Origin of the sequence: Streptomyces sp. NPDC056361 (genome assembly GCF_042262805.1) — a bacterium.
Lineage (GTDB): Bacteria > Actinomycetota > Actinomycetes > Streptomycetales > Streptomycetaceae > Streptomyces.
In genome coordinates, this window is the sequence record NZ_JBHJQI010000100.1 from 14,269 (window position 1) to 30,725 (window position 16,457).

A 16,457-nucleotide genomic window follows, 5' to 3' on the forward strand; every position below is an offset into this window, starting at 1 on the left:
ATATCGGAACGGGGTGGCATGGGTCACTGGTTCTCCCGCAACATCGTCGAGCCGGGCAAGGTCCCGATGCTGCTCGCTCTGACCTCCTTCGTCCTGACATTCCTGGTCACCCGCACCGTCACCCGGCTCATCCGGGCGGGGAAGGGACCTTTCCGGAACGTCTCCTCCGGAGGGCTCCACATCCATCACGTCGTCCCCGGCGTCGTCCTCACCGTCGTCGGCGGATTCGGCGCGGTGGCCAGCGACCGGTACGGCGTCGGCGCCGGCGTCTTCGCCGTGGTCTTCGGGATCGGCGCGGGCCTCGTCCTCGACGAGTTCGCGCTGATCCTCCACCTGGACGACGTGTACTGGACGGACGAGGGCCGCAAGAGCGTGGAGGTGGTCGTCCTCACCGCGGCGCTGGTGGGGCTCGCCCTGAGCGGCTTCTCGCCGCTCGGCGTCAACGACATGACGGCGGACGAGCGCCAGGACCGCACCACCTTCATCCTCACCCTGGTGCTGAACTTCCTCCTCGTCCTGGTCACCCTGGTGAAGGGGAAGGTCCGGATGGCCGTGATCGGGACCCTGATCCCGTTCGTCGCGATCGTCGGCGCCGTCCGCCTGGCCCGCCCCGGCTCCTGGTGGTTCCGGCGCTTCTACGGCCGCCGCCACCGGGCCAGGGCCCGCTGCGCGATCCGCGCGTACCGTCACGACAAGCGCTGGACCAAGGTGCGGCGCCGCGTTCAGGACGTGATCGGCGGCTTCCAGGAGCGCGTGCCCGGGCGGGGCGCGCCCCCGTCCTGACGCCGCTCGCGCCAGGCCTGGACGGCGATCAGGACGAGGACGGCGGTGATCGCCGCGAGGTGCTCCTTGCCCGCCAGGTTCGGCTTGATCACCACCTCGATCACCATCGCCAGCACGACGAGCCCGCCCGTCCACCGGGCCCCGTACCGCCAGCAGACGTAGACGGCGAGGCCCACGACGGCCGCCGACGGGCCGGTGTCGACGACCTGCGCGTCGGTGGCGGGCAGCCCGAGGGGGCTGTCGGGGCCGAGGGCGATGCCCACGCGCGCGTAGAGGGTGCCGCCCAGGGTCGCCAGGTAGGCGACGGCGAGCGTCCGCCACCGCCCGAGGCAGATCTCGGCGATCCCGAACACCAGCAGCACCTGGGCGAGGGCGCCCCACACGGGCAGGTCGAGCGCGGGGACGAACAACGAGAGCGGGGTCCGGAGCAGCGAGAGCCACAGGGGGTCCTCGGCCCGTACGGAACCGATGTCCTGGACCGGCTGGTAGCCCCAGTCCTGGTTCTGCACGACCTGGAACAGGGCGGTGAGGCAGACGGCGGCCAGCGTCATCGGCATCGCGCGCCACCGCCGGGTGACGAGCCCGGTCCGTACGGTGGTGAACAGCGGCCCCCACTCGCGGCGGGCGAATCCCTCGAAGCCCCCGCTCAACGCCCGCTCTCCAGATGCCTGCGGTGCATCCACTTCGGCAGGACGGGGGCCTCCAGGAAGCCCTCGGCCCGACCGGCGGCGAGGCCGATGCGCAGCAGGTCGGCACTCTTCTCGAAGAGCATGAATCGGGGCTCCCAGATGGGTCGGTACTTGGCGTTGGCGCGGTACAGCGACTCGATCTGCCACCAGCGGGAGAAGAAGCTGAGCAGCGAACGCCACATGCGCAGCACGGGTCCCGCCCCGAGCTTCGAGCCACGTTCGAAGACGGAGCGGAACATCGCGAAGTTCAGTGAGACCTGAGTGATCCCGATCTCCTTCGCGCGCTGGAGGAGTTCGATGACCATGAACTCCATCAGTCCGTTCTCGGAATCCCGGTCACGGCGCATCAGGTCGAGCGAGAGCCCCTTCGGTCCCCACGGCACGAAGGACAGCACGGCCCGCAGCTCGCCCTGCTCGTCGGTGCACTCCAGCATCACGCAGCGGCCGTCGCTGGGGTCGCCGAGCCGGCCGAGGGCCATCGAGAAGCCCCGCTCGGTGGCCCCGTCCCGCCAGTCGTCGGCCTTGCGCAGCAGCTCGGCCGTCTCGTCGGCCGGAATGTCCTCGTGGCGCCGGATCCGGACCTCGTAACCGGCCCGCTTGACCCGGTTGTACGCCTGCCGGACCGTCCGCATGGCCCGGCCGTCCAGGGTGAACTCGTCGGTCTCCACGATCGCCTCGTCGCCGAGCTCCAGGGCGTCGAGGCCGTGCCGGGCGTAGATGACCCCGGCCTCCTCGCTCGCGCCCATCACCGCCGGGATCCAGCCGTGCTCGCGGGCCTCGGCCAGCCAGGGCTCGATGGCGCCGGGCCAGGCCTCGGGGTCGCCGATCGGGTCGCCGGAGGCGAGGGACACCCCGCCCACCACCCGGTAGGTGACGGCCGCCTTCTCGCTCGGCGACCACACGACGCTCTTCTCGCGGCGCAGCGAGAAGTAGCCGAGCGAGTCCCGGTCGCCGTGCTTGTCGAGGAGGATCCGCAACCGCTCCTCGTCCTCCTCGGTCAGCGGGTCGGTGGCCCGCCGGGACCGGAAGGCCGCGAAGAGCACGGCGAACAGGAGCAGCGTGGACAGCACGTTGATGGTGACGTCGACCCAGCCGGGGGTGGAGATCCCGGGCAGGCGCGAGTCGTCGGCGGCCAGGGTGATCAGCCGCATCACGCCGTACCGCCAGCGCTCCAGGAAGGTGGAGGGGACCGTGGACGTGTTGGTGACGGTGACCAGGACGGCGGCGAGCAGCGAGGTGACGAGCAGGCCGCCGGCGGCGACGGCGGCGGCGAGCAGCGGGTTGGAGCGGTCGCCCTTCGCGTAGAACTCCTTGCGGCCGAGCAGCAGCGCCACGACGAAGGCGGCGGTCAGGCCGAGCGAGATCCAGTTCTGGGCGTGCTGCCGGATCTCGGGGAAGACCATCACGAGCGCGAAGAGCAGCAGGAAGAGGCCGCCGAGCACCATGTTGAGGATCCAGGCGGCTCGTTTGCGGCGCCGCATGGTGATGGCCAGGAAGAGGGTGAAGACCCCCGAGGCGAAGCCCGCCGTGAGCATGTACGGCGTGAAGTAGTTGTCCTCGTTGTGCCGGCGCAGGTCCTGTCCGAAGGAGACCCAGACGGCGCTCAGGAAGTTGATGAACGTGACGACGCGCAGGTACCAGACGGCGAACGCGGCGCTGCGCCGCGATCGGACGGTGGTGCCCCGGGGCGCTGCTTCGGCGGACAAACGGACCTCTCCCATGAAAAGCGATCATATGGGGCGTTGCTTGCCGTGCCGAGACGCCCGGAGGCGGCCGCGCGCGTGGCGCGCCGACCGCTCCGGAGCCCTCCGGTCCGTCCTTCCTCAGCGCTCCCCGTCCGGCGCCGCCGAGGCGGCCGCGGCGTCCGAGGAATCCGATGAGGCCGACATGGCCGGATCCGGACGCTCGGGCAGCTCCGCGGCGAGCGCCGCCGCGGCCTGGACGAGGGGAAGCGCGAGCAATGCCCCGGTTCCCTCACCCACATGGACGCCGAGGTCGAGCAACGGGTTGAGCGCCATCCGGTCCAGCGCCTTCGACTGCGCCGGCTCCCCGCTCACCTGGCCCGCAAGCCACCAGTCCGGCGCCCGGAACGCCGCCCGCTGCGCCACCAGCGCACAGGCCGCACCCACCACACCGTCCAGGATCACCGGCATCCGCCGCACCGACGCCTGCAGCAGGAAACCGGTCATCGCCGCCAGGTCCGCCCCGCCGACCGCCGCGAGCAGCTCCAGCTGATCGCCGAGCACCGGACGGGCCCGCCGCAGCGCGTCCCGGATCGCCGCGCACTTGCGCATCCAGGCCAGATCGTCGATCCCGGCGCCGCCCCGGCCGGTCACCACCGAGGCGTCCGTCCCGCACAGCGCCGCGATCAGCGTCGACGCCGGCGTCGACCCGCCGACGCTCAGATCACCGAGCACCACCAGATCGGTTCCCGAGTCCGCCTCCTCGTCGGCGATCGCCATGCCGAGCCGGACCGCCGCCTCCGTCTCCTCGACCGTCAGCGCGTTCTCCACGTCGATCCGGCCGCTGCCGCGCCGCACCCGGCGCCGCACCACGTCGGCGGGCAGCAACTCCGGCTCGCAGTCCAGACCGGCGTCCACGACCCGTACCGGCACGTTCATCGAGCGGGCGAGCACGGCGACCGGGCTCGCCCCGTCCAGGACCGCCCGCACCAGCTCGTGCGCGGTGCCCGCCGCACGGCCGGACACGCCGAGCGAGGCCACTCCGTGGTCACCGGCGAACAGCACCACCCTCGGCTGCTCGATCGCCCGCACCTTGACGGTCGCCTGCGCGGCCGCCAGCCACTCGCCCAGCTCGTCCAGGCGCCCCAGCGCCCCGGGCGGCACGACCAGCCGCTCCCGGCGCTCCTCGGCGTCACGCCGGATCCCGCCGTCGGGGCGCTCGATCAGATCGGAGAAGTCGTCCAGGTTCACGGGTTCCGCCTTGTGACAATCAGCTAGGGCCTGTCCGGTGGCCATCGGTGATCGCACCCTACCCGCGCAGCACCAGCGGCTGTCCTGCGACCACCAGGAGGACCTGCTCGCACTCGTCGGCGAAGGCCGCGTTCAGCCGACCCAGTTCGTCCCGGAACCGGCGCCCCGCCGAGGTGCCCGGCACCACGCCCGAGCCCACCTCGTTCGTCACCGCGACGACCGTGCGGCCCGTCGCCCGCACCGCCGCCACCAGCTCCGCCGTACGCTCCCGCAGCGCGGCCTGCCCGCCGTCCGCCCACTTCTCGTCGTCCCAGGCACCCACCCGGTCCATGGCGTCCGTCAGCCACAGCGACAGGCAGTCGATCAGCAGCGCGGGCCCGTCCCCGGCGAGCAGCGGCACGAGGTCGCAGGTCTCGGCGGTACGCCAGGAACCCGGCCGCCGCTCCCGGTGCAGGCCCACCCGCTGCGCCCACTCCGCGTCGCCCTCCCGGGACCCGCCCGTCGCCACGTACAGCACCTCGGGGAAGGCCTCCAGGCGCCGCTCGGCCTCCACCGACTTCCCCGACCTTGCCCCGCCGGTCACCAGCGTCCGCCGCGGCACGTCCGGCACCTCGTGGTACTCGCCCACGTACAGCGTCGTCCCGTCCGGCACCGTCCGCGCGCCCGCCGCCGCCAGCCGCCGGTCCAGCTCGGCCCCCGTCGGCGCGTCGTGGTCCAGGTGCACCGCGATCACCTCGGTGGCCGGCCCGACCGCCCCGGTCGCCCGCAGCCGCGCCAGCCCGTCCGGGCGGCCCGTCACATCGCCGATCACCATGTCGTACGGCACCCGGTGGTCCTCCGACAGCCCCGCCGGAGCCCCGCCCGGCGGCAGGTACAGCAACCGCTCGCCGTCCGCCGACGTCACCTCGTACCCCGTGCCGGGGGAGTCCATCGGCACCGCCCGCACCGTGTGCCCGCTGATCAGCGTCAACTCCCGGCCGTCCGGCACCCGCCCCGCCGTCGGCAGTCCCGCCGGCACCTCCACCGCGGGACCGTCGTGCGGATGCGTGAGCAGCACCTGCCGCACACCCACGAGCGAATGCCCCGAACGAGCCGCCGCCAGCGCGGCCCCCGGGGTCAGGTCGAGCAGCAGCGCCCCGTCGATGAGCAGCGCCGTCGCGGCCCGCGCCCGGATTCCGCGGGAGAGCGCGCACACGGCGCAGGGGCATGCGGGGCGGGGCAGTCCGAGCGGGGCTCCGGTGCCGAGCAGAGTCAGTTCCACCCTCAGATCCTCCCGCGCCGCCGCGAGGCGTGCGCGCCCGGCTACGCTGCGGGCAGGAAACCGATCATCCGGTGAGCGCCAGGAGGCGGACATGGCATGGACGTGGCGGTTCGAGAAGTCCGACGGCACACAGGTCGACCCGGTGGTGACCCCCGAGGAGTTCACCACCCAGGGCGACGCCGAAAGCTGGATCGGCGAACACTGGCGTGACCTCCTCGGCGGCGGCGCCGACCAGGTCACCCTCTCCGAAGACGGCACCAAGATCTACGGCCCCATGCCCCTCGACGCCGAGAGCTGACCCCCGGGCGCCCGGAAGGGGGCGCGGGGCTCCCCGCTCCCTTCCGCCGCGCCGGAGTACGGCACGTCCACGCGCGGGTGCGCGTACGCGGTGAGCCACGGGAGGGGCGGGAGCCTAGGCCCGCCGTACTCCGCAGAGGTGCAGCAGGGCGGCGATCCGCCGGTACGGCTCCACGCGTCCCGCCCGGTCCTCGGCGGCGAGCAGCCGGTCGAGCTCCTCGGCGGCGGGCAGGCCCGCGCCGGCGGGGACGCCGTCCGTGAAGACCCGTACCCCGTACCAGGCGTGCAGCGGCGCCGCGATGCCCGCGAGCGTCGTCGTCAGCGCGTCGAGGCGGTCGGCCCGCACCTTCACGCCGTGGTCGTCGGTGTAGACGTCGGATTCGAAGGCCGCGAGCGCCCCCGACCAGTCGCCGGCGAGACCCGGCCGCATGGCGAGCGCCTCCGCGTTCCGCACCACCAGGGAGAGCAGACCGCCGGGCGCCAGCATCCGGGCCAGGCCCGCGAGCAGCGCGTCCGGCTCGTCCGCGTACATGAGCACGCCGTGGCAGAGGACCACGTCGAAACTGCCGGGGAGGAAGTGGACACCGGTCTCGCGACCGTCGCCCTCGATCATCCGGACCCGCTCGCGGATTCCGGCGGGCTCCGTCGCCAGCGACTCGCGCGCCGCCTTGAGGAGCTCAGGGTCGGCCTCAAGGCCGGTCACGGTGTGCCCGGCCCGGGCGAGGCGCAGCGTCTGCGCGCCCTGCCCCATGCCGGCGTCGAGGATGCGCAGCCGCTGCCCCACGGGGTAGCGGCCGGATATCTGCTCGTCGAGCTGGCGGGCGACGATCTCCTGGCGGATGGTGTCGCGCAGGCCGCCGGGACCGGTCGGCTGCGCGACGGCGGGCAGTACCGGACCGCCCGCCTCCGAGGTGGCCGCACCGAAAGCGCCCTCGCCGAGGGTGGGTTCGCCGCGCTCCGAGCTGTCGGCGCTCAGGGCCGCTCTCCGCGCTTGACCTGCGGCTTCGGCAGTCGCAGTCGGCGCATCTGGAGCGTACGCATCAGACCGTAGGCGATGGCGCCGCGCTTCGGCTCGTTCGGGAAGCGCTCGTTCAGCTGCTTGCGCAGCCGGAGCCAGATGCCGATCGAGTCGATGACGATCAGGATGATCACACCGAGCCAGAGCAGCAGGGAGATGTTCTGCAGCGCCCGGTTGGCGTTGCCGAACAGCGACAGCACGAGGATCACGACGGCCATCGGCAGGAAGAACTCGGCGATCGCGAACCGCGAGTCGACGAAGTCGCGCACGAAACGGCGGACCGGACCCTTGTCGCGGGCCGGCAGGTAACGCTCGTCGCCGCTCGCCAGCGCCTCGCGCTGACGGGCCAGGTCGGAGCGGCGTGCGTCGCGCTGGCGCTTGGCGGCCTCCTTGCGGTCGGTCGGCACCGTCGCGGCACGCCGACGCTGGGTCTGCGCTTCACTCCGCTTCGGGGTCGGGCGGCCCTTGGGGGCCTCGGGGTCGCGGGGCTGCTTGGTGGAGAGGTCCGCCGTCACCTTGTCGGTGGGGGCCTTCTCGTCCTTCGAACGGCTACGGAACACAAAACCCAAGGGTACGGGGTGGTGGGCATGAACCCCATGCGGGGCGGGAACGATCCGCTAACGGACTGCGTCTCTGGTCGTACGCACGAAGGACTGGCGTGGTTTCCCCTAGATCCATCTACACCCTGGGCCGGAGGAAGCGCCGCCCGCAGTCGTCCTTGGGGAGGAGCGCATCGAGCTCCGAACAGTGCGGTAATGGAGACAGGGCCCGTACTGTGGATCCTGTTGGAGAGCTGGAGCCGAAGTCCGTCAGAAGGGGGCGCGCGAAGCCCATGAGCGGTGTCATGAAGCGTATGGGGATGATCTTCCGCGCGAAGGCGAACAAGGCCCTTGACCGGGCCGAGGATCCGCGCGAGACGCTCGATTACTCCTACCAGAAGCAGCTGGAGCTGCTGCAGAAGGTGCGGCGCGGCGTAGCCGACGTCGCCACCTCCCGCAAGCGGCTCGAACTCCAGCTGAACCAGTTGCAGGGCCAGTCCGCCAAGCTGGAGGACCAGGGCCGCAAGGCGCTGGCGCTCGGCCGCGAGGACCTGGCCCGCGAGGCGCTGTCCCGGCGGGCCGCGCTCCAGCAGCAGGTCAGCGACCTGGAGGTGCAGCACCAGACGCTGCAGGGCGAGGAGGAGAAGCTCACCCTCGCCGCCCAGCGCCTCCAGGCCAAGGTCGACGCCTTCCGCACCAAGAAGGAGACCATCAAGGCGACCTACACGGCGGCCCAGGCGCAGACCCGGATCGCCGAGTCCTTCTCCGGCATCTCGGAGGAGATGAGCGACGTCGGTCTCGCGATCCAGCGGGCCGAGGACAAGACCGCCCAGCTCCAGGCGCGCGCGGGCGCGATCGACGAGCTGCTCGCCTCGGGCGCCCTGGACGACCAGTCCGGGCTCGCGAAGGACGACATCCAGGCGGAGCTGGACCGGCTCTCCGGCGGTACGGACGTCGAACTCGAGCTCCAGCGGATGAAGGCCGAACTGGCCGGCGGCCCGTCGGCGCAGCAGCAGGCCATCGAGGGCGGTGGCGCGGCCGCGCCGCAGGACCGCACCCAGCAGTCCCACCCGCGCTTCGAGAAGTAGGCGACAGACAGGACGCGTCATGATCGTGCGGATCATGGGGGAGGGCCAGTGGAAGCTGGCCGACAGCCACCTCGCCGAGTTGAACGGACTCGACGACGAGCTGCTCGCGGAGATGGAGTCGGGGGACCAGGAAGGCTTCCGGGGCACGCTCGGCGGCCTGCTCGACGCCGTCCGGCGGCTCGGTGAGCCCCTCCCCGACGACGCCCTGGAGCCCTCGGAACTGATCCTCCCGGCTCCGGACGCCAGCCTCGACGAGGTCCGCGCGATGCTCTCCGACGACGGCCTCATCCCGGGCTGACCCCTCACCCGACGGTCCCGCCGCCCCCACGGGCGCCGGGACCGCCGCGCCTCCGGCCACACCCGGCCCGCCCGCCTCCGCATCCGGCCCCCCCGAGCATGCCCCGCCCCGCCCGACTCTTGGGGCCGGACCTCTCCGGCTCCCACAGCCCCGCTGCCTCCGGCTCCCGAGCCCGGCCCGCCCGCCCGACTTCCCGGGCCCGACGCTTAGCCCGGCTTCTCCGGCTCCCGCAGCCCCAGTCCCTCCGGCTCCCGGAGGCCCCGTCGTCTCTGGCCCCCGAACCCGGCCGGTACCGCCTCCGCCCCGCCTCCGCACCTGTTCCGGAGCGCCGCCTCGAGCCCGCCCTCTTCGGCTTCCGAGCGCGGCCCCGTACCGTTGTCCCCCGTGACTCCCAGCGGCCCCTCCACCGGGACCCCGTACGCCCGTGTGCGTGACGGGTTCCGGGCCCATCCGCCGGCCTTCGACGCGGTGCTGGCCTTCGGCGTGCTCGTGTCCATGATCGCCGCGTCGTTCACCGACCCGCACGGAAGTCCGGACGGGCCGACGTTCGGCGACCACGCGCCGGACGTGTGGAGCGTGCTGGTCATGGTCCTCGGGGCGGCCGCGCTGGTGCTGCGCCGCCGCAGGCCGTTCGCCGTGCTCTGCTTCACCGTGGCGATCAGCCTCTTCGAGCTGGTGAGCGCGAGCCGGCCGGCGCCGATCGCGATGAGCGTGGTCGTCGCGCTCTTCACGGTCGCCGCCCGCACGGACCGGCCCACCACCTGGCGGGTCGGCCTGGCCACGATGGCGCTGCTCACCGCCGCGGCCATGATCTTCGGGCCGACGCACTGGTACGCGCAGGAGAACCTCGGGGTGTTCGCCTGGACCGGCATGGCGGCCGCGGCCGGGGACGCCGTCCGCAGCCGCCGGGCGTTCGTCGACGCGATCAGGGAACGGGCCGAGCGGGCCGAGCGGACCAGGGAGGAGGAGGCGGGCCGCCGGGTGGCCGAGGAGCGGCTGCGGATCGCCCGCGACCTCCACGACGTCGTCGCCCACCACATCGCCCTGGTGAACGTGCAGGCCGGCGTCGCCGCCCACGTCATGGACAAGCGCCCGGACCAGGCGAAGGAGGCCCTCTCGTACGTCCGCGAGGCGAGCCGCTCCGCGCTCGACGAGCTGCGCGCCACCGTCGGCCTGCTGCGCCAGTCCGGCGACCCCGAGGCGCCCACCGAGCCCGCCCCGGGGCTCGCCGTCCTCGACGGGCTGCTCGACAGCTTCCGGAAGGCGGGCCTCCCGGTCGCCGTGGCGCGCGCCGACGGCGAGAAGCCGCTGCCCGCGACGGTCGACCTCGCCGCGTACCGGATCGTGCAGGAGGCGCTGACCAACGTGCGCAAGCACGCGGGACCGGACGCCGAGGCCGAGGTCAGCGTCGTCCGGGTGGGCCGTACGGTCGAGATCACCGTCCTCGACAACGGCGTCCCGCAGACCGGGGCGCCCGAGGGATCCGGCGGCCACGGCCTCCTCGGCATGCGCGAGCGGGTCGGCGCGCTCGGCGGCACCCTGACCGCCGCCCCCCGGTACGGCGGCGGCTTCCGCGTCCAGGCGATACTGCCGGTGACGTCCCGCACGGGGGAGGACACATGACGATCCGGGTACTGCTCGCCGACGACCAGGCCCTGCTGCGCAGCGCCTTCAAGGTCCTGGTGAACTCCGAGCCGGACATGGAGGTCGTCGGCGAGGCGCCCGACGGCGCCGAGGCCGTCGCCCTCGCCCGCTCCGAGCGGCCCGACGTCGTCCTGATGGACATCCGCATGCCGGGCACGGACGGCTTGGCCGCCACCCGCATGATCACCGCCGATCCCGAGCTCGCGGACGTACGGATCGTCATGCTGACCACCTTCGAGGTCGACGAGTACGTCGTGCAGTCGCTGCGCGCCGGAGCCTCCGGCTTCCTCGGCAAGGGCGCCGAACCCGAGGAGCTGCTCGGCGCGATCCGGATCGCGCACGCCGGCGAGGCGCTGCTCTCCCCGGCCGCCACGAAGGGCCTGATCGCCACCTTCCTCGCCCAGGGCGCGGGGTCGGGCGCGGACACCGGCGACGGCGGCGGCAAGGCCCGCTCCGAACGCCTCGCCGCCCTGACCGCCCGCGAGCGCGAGGTCCTCGTCCTCGTCGCGGGCGGACTGTCGAACGACGAGATCGCCGAGCGGCTCGACGTCAGCCCGCTCACCGTGAAGACCCACGTCAACCGGGCCATGGCGAAGCTGGGCGCCCGCGACCGGGCCCAGCTGGTGGTCACGGCCTACGAATCGGGACTGGTACGTCCCCGGGTGGACTGACGGATCACACCGGCGTACTCCAGACGCGGTATGCGCGGGATAAGGAAGTGCACCCGGGGGCCGAGGACTTCCGGCCGCGGATGGCAGATCGTATAGGCGGGGGGCATCTCCGGCGGATCAAGGCCCGGGTCTTCGCTGCTCCCGCCTGCCGACGAGTACGCCACAGAAGAGAGACCCCATGTCCTGGCTGTCCAGATTCAGCCTCGCGCAAAGGGCCCTGATCGGGCTGATGTCCATCGTCGCGATCCTGTTCGGGGCGATCGCGATCCCGCAGCTGAAGCAGCAACTGCTGCCCTCGATCGAGCTCCCCATGGTCTCGGTCCTCGCCCCGTACCAGGGCGCCTCTCCCGATGTGGTCGAGAAGCAGGTCGTCGAGCCGCTGGAGAACAGCCTCAAGGCCGTCGACGGGCTCAAGTCGGTCACGTCCACCGCCTCCGAGGGCATGGCCGTCGTCATGGCCTCCTTCGACTACGGCGACGAGTCGACGAAGCAGCTCGTCGCCGACGTCCAGCAGGCCGTGAACCGCGCCCGGGCCCAGCTGCCCGATGCCGTCGACCCGCAGGTGGTCGCCGGCTCGACCGACGACATGCCGACCGTCGTCCTCGCCGCCGCGTCGGACAAGGACCAGCAGGCCCTCGCCGACCAGCTGGAGCGGACCGTCGTGCCCGCCCTGGAGGACATCGACGGCGTCGGCCAGGTCGCCGTCAGCGGCGTCCAGGACCTCCAGGTCTCCGTCACCCCCGACGAGCGGAAGCTCGCCGCCGCCGGACTCACCACCATGAAGCTCGCCGAGGCCCTGCGCTCCGGCGGCGCCACGATGCCGGCCGGCGCCTTCTCGGAGGCCGGCAAGTCCCGCACGATCCAGATCGGCGGCGGCTACACCTCGCTCCGGCAGATCGAGGACCTGCGCATCCCGGCGGCCGTCCCCGGCAAGGGCAAGGCGGTCCGCCTCGGCGACGTCGCCGCCGTGCGGCAGGAGGAGTCGCCGCGCGTCTCCCTCACCCGCACCAACGGCAAGCCGACCCTCGCCGTCATGGCCACCATGGACAAGGACGGCAGCGCCGTCTCCATCTCCGACGCGGTCGAGGAGAAGCTCCCCGAGCTGCGCCGCGACCTCGGCGCAGGCGCCGAGCTCACCATCGTCTCGGACCAGGGTCCGGCCGTCGCCAAGGCCGTCTCCGGCCTGACCACCGAGGGCGCGCTCGGCCTCGTCATGGCCGTCCTGGTGATCCTGGTCTTCCTCGCGTCGATCCGCTCGACCCTGGTCACCGCGGTCTCCATCCCGCTCTCGGTCGTCCTCGCCCTCATCGTGCTGTGGGCCCGCGACCTCTCGCTCAACATGCTGACCCTCGGCGCGCTCACCATCGCCATCGGCCGGGTCGTCGACGACTCGATCGTGGTCCTGGAGAACATCAAGCGGCACCTGGGCTACGGCGAGGAGCGCCGGAGCGCGATCCTCACCGCGGTCCGCGAGGTGGCGGGCGCCGTCACCTCCTCGACCCTCACCACCGTCGCCGTGTTCCTGCCGATCGGCCTGGTCGGCGGCATCGTCGGCGAGATGTTCGGCTCGTTCTCGCTGACGGTGACGGCGGCCCTGCTCGCCTCGCTGCTGGTCTCCCTGACCGTGGTCCCGGTCCTCTCGTACTGGTTCCTGCGCGCGCCCAAGGGCGCGTCCGAGGACCCGGAGCGGGCCCGCCGCCTGGCCGAGGAGAAGGAGGAGAAGAGCCGTCTCCAGCGCGCGTACGTGCCGGTCCTGCGGTTCGCGACCCGGCGCCGGCTCACCAGCGTGGCCATCGCGCTCGCCGTGCTGGCCGGCACCGTCGGCATGGGCGGCCTCCTGAAGACGAACTTCTTCGAGCCCGGCGAGCAGGAGGTGCTCAACATCCGGCAGGAGCTGGAGCCCGGCACCGGCCTCGACGCCACCGACGAGGCCGCGAAGAAGATCGAGAAGGTCCTCGCGGAGACCGACGGCGTCAAGGACTACCAGGTCACCGTCGGCTCCTCCGGCTTCATGGCGGCCTTCGGCGGCGCCACCGGCTCCCACCAGGCCACCTACAAGGTCAGCCTGGAGGAGTCCGCCTCGTACGAGAAGACCCGGGACGCCATCGACACGGCGCTCGGCGCGCTCGACGGCATCGGCGACACCACGATCGCCGCGGGCGACGGCTTCGGCAACCAGGACCTGAGCGTGGTCGTGAAGGCCGCCGACCCGGAGGTCCTGAAGCAGGCCTCCGAGCAGGTCCGCACCGCGGTGGCCGAGCTGGCGGACGTCACCGACGTCCAGAGCGACCTCTCGCAGTCCGTCCCGCGCATCTCGGTGAAGGCGAACGACAAGGCCGCCGACGCCGGTCTCGACACCACCTCGCTCGGCGCGATCGTCGCCCAGGCCGTCCGGGGCACCCCGACCGCCAAGGCGATCCTCGACGACAGCGAGCGCGACGTCCTCATCACCTCGGCGAAGCCGGCCACCACCCTGGCCGAGCTGAAGGCCCTGCCCGTCGGCCCGCTGAAGCTGGGCGACGTCGCCACCGTCGAACTGGTCCCCGGCCCGGTCTCCATGACCCGGATCGACGGCGCCCGCTCCGCGACGGTCACGGCCAAGCCGACCGGTGACGACACCGGCGCGGTGGGCAACGCCCTCACGCAGAAGATCGCCAAGCTCGACCTGCCGAAGGGCGCCACCGCCACCGTCGGCGGTGCCACCGAGGACCTGGAGGAGGCCCAGATCAACCTCCTCCTGGCGATGTTCGCGGCCGTCGCGATCGTCTTCATGCTGCTGGTGGCGACCTTCCGGTCGCTGATCCAGCCGCTGATCCTGCTGGTCTCGATCCCGTTCGCCGCGACGGGGGCCATCGGCCTGCTGGTGATCACCGGCACGGCCATGGGTGTCCCGGCGATGATCGGCATGCTGATGCTCATCGGCATCGTCGTCACCAACGCGATCGTCCTGATCGACCTGATCAACCAGTACCGGGCCCAGGGTCTGGGCGTCGTCGAAGCGGTGATCGAGGGCGGCCGGCACCGGCTCCGCCCGATCCTGATGACCGCCCTGGCGACGATCTTCGCCCTGCTGCCGATGGCCCTCGGCATCACCGGCGAGGGCGGCTTCATCGCCCAGCCGCTGGCCGTCGTGGTGATCGGCGGCCTGATCACGTCGACGCTGCTGACCCTGCTGCTCGTCCCGACGCTCTACGCGATGGTGGAGCTCCGCAAGGAGCGCCGCGCGAAGAAGAAGGCGGCGAAGAAGGGCGGCGTGGAGATCCCGGAGCAGCCGACCGACGCGAACACCGACACGGACACGTCGCTGCTGGACGCCCTCGACGTCTAGACGCCGCGCGTACGCCGAAGGGCGCCCCGCACGATGCGGGGCGCCCTTCGGGCGTATCCGGGGGTATCCGGAGGAGAAGCGCTACGGCAGCGCCAGCATCCGCTCCAGGGCGAGCTTGGCGAAGCTCTCCGTCTCCTCGTCGACCCGGATCCGGTTGACGAGGTTGCCCTCGGCCAGCGACTCCAGGGTCCACACCAGGTGGGGGAGGTCGATGCGGTTCATCGTCGAGCAGAAGCAGACGGTCTTGTCGAGGAAGACGATCTCCTTGTCCTGATCGGCGAAACGGTTCGCCAGTCGGCGGACGAGGTTCAGCTCGGTGCCGATCGCCCACTTGGAACCGGCCGGGGCCGCCTCCAGGGTGTTGATGATGTACTCGGTCGAGCCCACGTAGTCCGCGGCGGCGACGACCTCGTGCCGGCACTCGGGGTGGACGAGCACGTTCACGCCCGGGATGCGCTCGCGGACGTCGTTCACCGAGTCCAGCGAGAACCGGCCGTGCACCGAGCAGTGGCCGCGCCACAGGATCATCTTGGCCGCCCGCAGCTCCTCGACGGTCAGGCCGCCGTTCGGCTTGTGCGGGTTGTAGAGCACGCAGTCGTCCAGGGACATGCCCATGTCGCGGACCGCGGTGTTGCGGCCCAGGTGCTGGTCCGGCAGGAACAGCACCTTCTCGCCCTGCTCGAAGGCCCAGTTCAGGGCCCGCTCGGCGTTGGACGAGGTGCAGATGGTGCCCCCGTGCTTGCCGGTGAAGGCCTTGATGTCGGCCGAGGAGTTCATGTACGAGACGGGCACGACCTGCTCGGCGATGCCGGCCTCGGTCAGCACGTCCCAGCACTCGGCGACCTGCTCGGCGGTGGCCATGTCGGCCATCGAGCAGCCGGCCGCGAGGTCGGGCAGGACGACCTTCTGGTCGTCACCGGTGAGGATGTCGGCCGACTCCGCCATGAAGTGCACGCCGCAGAAGACGATGTACTCGGCCTCGGGCTTGGCCGCAGCGTCGCGGGCGAGCTTGAAGGAGTCGCCGGTGACATCGGCGAACTGGATGACCTCGTCGCGCTGGTAGTGGTGGCCGAGCACGAAGACCTTGTCCCCGAGCTTCTCCTTGGCCGCGCGGGCGCGCTCCACGAGGTCCGGGTCGGAGGGCGACGGCAGATCGCCGGGACACTCCACACCGCGCTCGCTCTTCGGGTCGGCCTCGCGGCCGAGCAGGAGCAGGGCGAGCGGCGTCGGCTGCACATCCAGGGGCTGGGCGGTGGTCACGTCACGCACCCTTTCATTCGGGTCTTCGGGGAAACCTTTTCGTCTAAATGACGCTATCTATCATAACTGCTTCACGTCACGTTGACGATGTCCATAGTGTCGATGTGACGAATTCGCCGTCCGCACTCGTGGACATGGTGTGCGAGCATGAAAGAAGCAAAGACCCGCCCGACCCGGAATGAATCCGGGGCACCGCCGGTTGCAACCGTCGGCAAGCAGTCTCCGTACACACCGGGAGAGAAGCAGATGTCCGTATCGGACGAGAAGACCACTGTCAGCGACGGCATCCTCCTGTCCGACGCCGCCGCGGCCAAGGTCAAGGCCCTCCTCGACCAGGAAGGCCGCGAGGACCTGGCCCTGCGCGTCGCCGTTCAGCCCGGTGGCTGCTCCGGCCTGCGTTACCAGCTGTTCTTCGACGAGCGTTCGCTCGACGGCGATGTCGTGAAGGACTTCGACGGCGTCAAGGTCGTCACCGACCGCATGAGCGCCCCGTACCTCGGGGGTGCCTCGATCGACTTCGTCGACACGATCGAGAAGCAGGGCTTCACCATCGACAACCCGAACGCCACGGGCTCCTGCGCCTGCGGCGACTCGTTCAGCTAAACCCGTACGCACGTGAGGGCGGCGGCCCGGGACCAGGTCCCGGGC

At 71.9% G+C, this 16,457-nt stretch carries 15 protein-coding genes; 8 read left to right on the top strand and 7 right to left on the bottom strand.

Annotated elements, in window-relative coordinates:
- The first annotated feature begins 18 nt into the window (after positions 1-18).
- A complete protein-coding gene (locus tag ACFCY7_RS27560; RefSeq protein WP_376488754.1) occupies positions 19-783 on the top strand; it encodes a hypothetical protein in 765 nt (254 codons plus the stop codon).
- Here the strand turns inward: ACFCY7_RS27560 and ACFCY7_RS27565 are convergent.
- From ACFCY7_RS27565 to ACFCY7_RS27580, 4 genes are all read right to left on the bottom strand, one after another.
- Entirely contained in the window at positions 723-1,433 is a 711-nt protein-coding gene (locus ACFCY7_RS27565) for a hypothetical protein (protein ID WP_376488755.1), read from the bottom strand. The genes ACFCY7_RS27560 and ACFCY7_RS27565 overlap by 61 nt on opposite strands.
- Entirely contained in the window at positions 1,430-3,193 is a 1,764-nt protein-coding gene (locus ACFCY7_RS27570; RefSeq protein ID WP_376488756.1) for a phosphatidylglycerol lysyltransferase domain-containing protein, read from the bottom strand. The genes ACFCY7_RS27565 and ACFCY7_RS27570 overlap by 4 nt, the downstream gene beginning before the upstream one ends.
- A 102-nt stretch (positions 3,194-3,295) precedes the next feature.
- Positions 3,296-4,405, bottom strand: a complete 1,110-nt coding sequence (cobT, locus tag ACFCY7_RS27575; RefSeq protein ID WP_376488757.1) for a nicotinate-nucleotide--dimethylbenzimidazole phosphoribosyltransferase — start codon at positions 4,403-4,405, stop codon at positions 3,296-3,298.
- Between the two features lie 58 nt (positions 4,406-4,463).
- On the bottom strand, positions 4,464-5,666 hold the full coding sequence (locus tag ACFCY7_RS27580; protein ID WP_376488758.1) for a bifunctional adenosylcobinamide kinase/adenosylcobinamide-phosphate guanylyltransferase: 1,203 nt from the start codon (positions 5,664-5,666) through the stop codon (positions 4,464-4,466).
- 91 nt (positions 5,667-5,757) lie between these two features.
- Between ACFCY7_RS27580 and ACFCY7_RS27585 the strand changes: the two genes are divergently transcribed.
- Positions 5,758-5,964 (top strand): hypothetical protein, encoded by a 207-nt coding sequence (locus ACFCY7_RS27585; protein ID WP_376488759.1) that lies wholly within the window; start codon positions 5,758-5,760, stop codon positions 5,962-5,964.
- 114 nt (positions 5,965-6,078) lie between these two features.
- Here the strand turns inward: ACFCY7_RS27585 and ACFCY7_RS27590 are convergent, their stop codons facing one another.
- Both ACFCY7_RS27590 and ACFCY7_RS27595 read right to left on the bottom strand, forming a co-directional pair.
- A complete protein-coding gene (locus tag ACFCY7_RS27590; RefSeq protein ID WP_376488766.1) occupies positions 6,079-6,816 on the bottom strand; it encodes a class I SAM-dependent methyltransferase in 738 nt (245 codons plus the stop codon).
- A 119-nt stretch (positions 6,817-6,935) separates the two neighbouring features.
- Positions 6,936-7,541, bottom strand: a complete 606-nt coding sequence (locus tag ACFCY7_RS27595) for a DUF3043 domain-containing protein (RefSeq protein ID WP_376488760.1) — start codon at positions 7,539-7,541, stop codon at positions 6,936-6,938.
- Positions 7,542-7,813: 272 nt separating this feature from the next.
- Here ACFCY7_RS27595 and ACFCY7_RS27600 point away from each other — a divergent pair, with 272 nt between their 5' ends.
- The 5 genes from ACFCY7_RS27600 to ACFCY7_RS27620 all read left to right on the top strand — a co-directional run bounded on the left by ACFCY7_RS27600 (position 7,814) and on the right by ACFCY7_RS27620 (position 14,549).
- A complete protein-coding gene (locus tag ACFCY7_RS27600) occupies positions 7,814-8,608 on the top strand; it encodes a PspA/IM30 family protein (protein ID WP_017238869.1) in 795 nt (264 codons plus the stop codon).
- A gap of 19 nt (positions 8,609-8,627) precedes the next feature.
- Positions 8,628-8,906: a hypothetical protein gene (locus ACFCY7_RS27605; protein WP_376488761.1), complete on the top strand. Its 279-nt coding sequence runs from the start codon at positions 8,628-8,630 to the stop codon at positions 8,904-8,906.
- Positions 8,907-9,290: 384 nt separating this feature from the next.
- Entirely contained in the window at positions 9,291-10,529 is a 1,239-nt protein-coding gene (locus tag ACFCY7_RS27610) for a sensor histidine kinase (protein WP_376488762.1), read from the top strand.
- Positions 10,526-11,221, top strand: coding sequence for a response regulator (locus ACFCY7_RS27615; protein WP_376488763.1), 696 nt, complete (start codon positions 10,526-10,528; stop codon positions 11,219-11,221). The genes ACFCY7_RS27610 and ACFCY7_RS27615 overlap by 4 nt, the downstream gene beginning before the upstream one ends.
- Before the next feature lie 178 nt (positions 11,222-11,399).
- A complete protein-coding gene (locus ACFCY7_RS27620) occupies positions 11,400-14,549 on the top strand; it encodes an efflux RND transporter permease subunit (RefSeq protein ID WP_376488764.1) in 3,150 nt (1,049 codons plus the stop codon).
- 81 nt (positions 14,550-14,630) lie between these two features.
- Here the strand turns inward: ACFCY7_RS27620 and nadA are convergent, their stop codons facing one another.
- Positions 14,631-15,809 carry a quinolinate synthase NadA gene (gene nadA, locus ACFCY7_RS27625; protein ID WP_376488765.1) on the bottom strand — a complete coding sequence of 393 codons (1,179 nt, stop codon included), beginning with the start codon at positions 15,807-15,809 and terminating at the stop codon, positions 14,631-14,633.
- Between the two features lie 246 nt (positions 15,810-16,055).
- Between nadA and ACFCY7_RS27630 the strand changes: the two genes are divergently transcribed.
- Positions 16,056-16,412 carry an iron-sulfur cluster assembly accessory protein gene (locus ACFCY7_RS27630; protein ID WP_015033024.1) on the top strand — a complete coding sequence of 119 codons (357 nt, stop codon included), beginning with the start codon at positions 16,056-16,058 and terminating at the stop codon, positions 16,410-16,412.
- The last annotated feature ends 45 nt before the right edge of the window (positions 16,413-16,457 follow it).

Excerpts from the sequence above, each read along its gene's own strand:
- ACFCY7_RS27560 (WP_376488754.1), top strand. The coding sequence starts at position 19 with ATGGGTCACTGGTTCTCCCGCAACATCGTCGAGCCGGGCAAGGTCCCG.
- ACFCY7_RS27570 (WP_376488756.1), bottom strand. The coding sequence starts at position 3,193 with ATGGGAGAGGTCCGTTTGTCCGCCGAAGCAGCGCCCCGGGGCACCACC.
- ACFCY7_RS27585 (WP_376488759.1), top strand. The coding sequence starts at position 5,758 with ATGGCATGGACGTGGCGGTTCGAGAAGTCCGACGGCACACAGGTCGAC.
- ACFCY7_RS27600 (WP_017238869.1), top strand. The coding sequence starts at position 7,814 with ATGAGCGGTGTCATGAAGCGTATGGGGATGATCTTCCGCGCGAAGGCG.
- ACFCY7_RS27605 (WP_376488761.1), top strand. The coding sequence starts at position 8,628 with ATGATCGTGCGGATCATGGGGGAGGGCCAGTGGAAGCTGGCCGACAGC.
- ACFCY7_RS27615 (WP_376488763.1), top strand. The coding sequence starts at position 10,526 with ATGACGATCCGGGTACTGCTCGCCGACGACCAGGCCCTGCTGCGCAGC.
- ACFCY7_RS27620 (WP_376488764.1), top strand. The coding sequence starts at position 11,400 with ATGTCCTGGCTGTCCAGATTCAGCCTCGCGCAAAGGGCCCTGATCGGG.
- ACFCY7_RS27630 (WP_015033024.1), top strand. The coding sequence starts at position 16,056 with ATGTCCGTATCGGACGAGAAGACCACTGTCAGCGACGGCATCCTCCTG.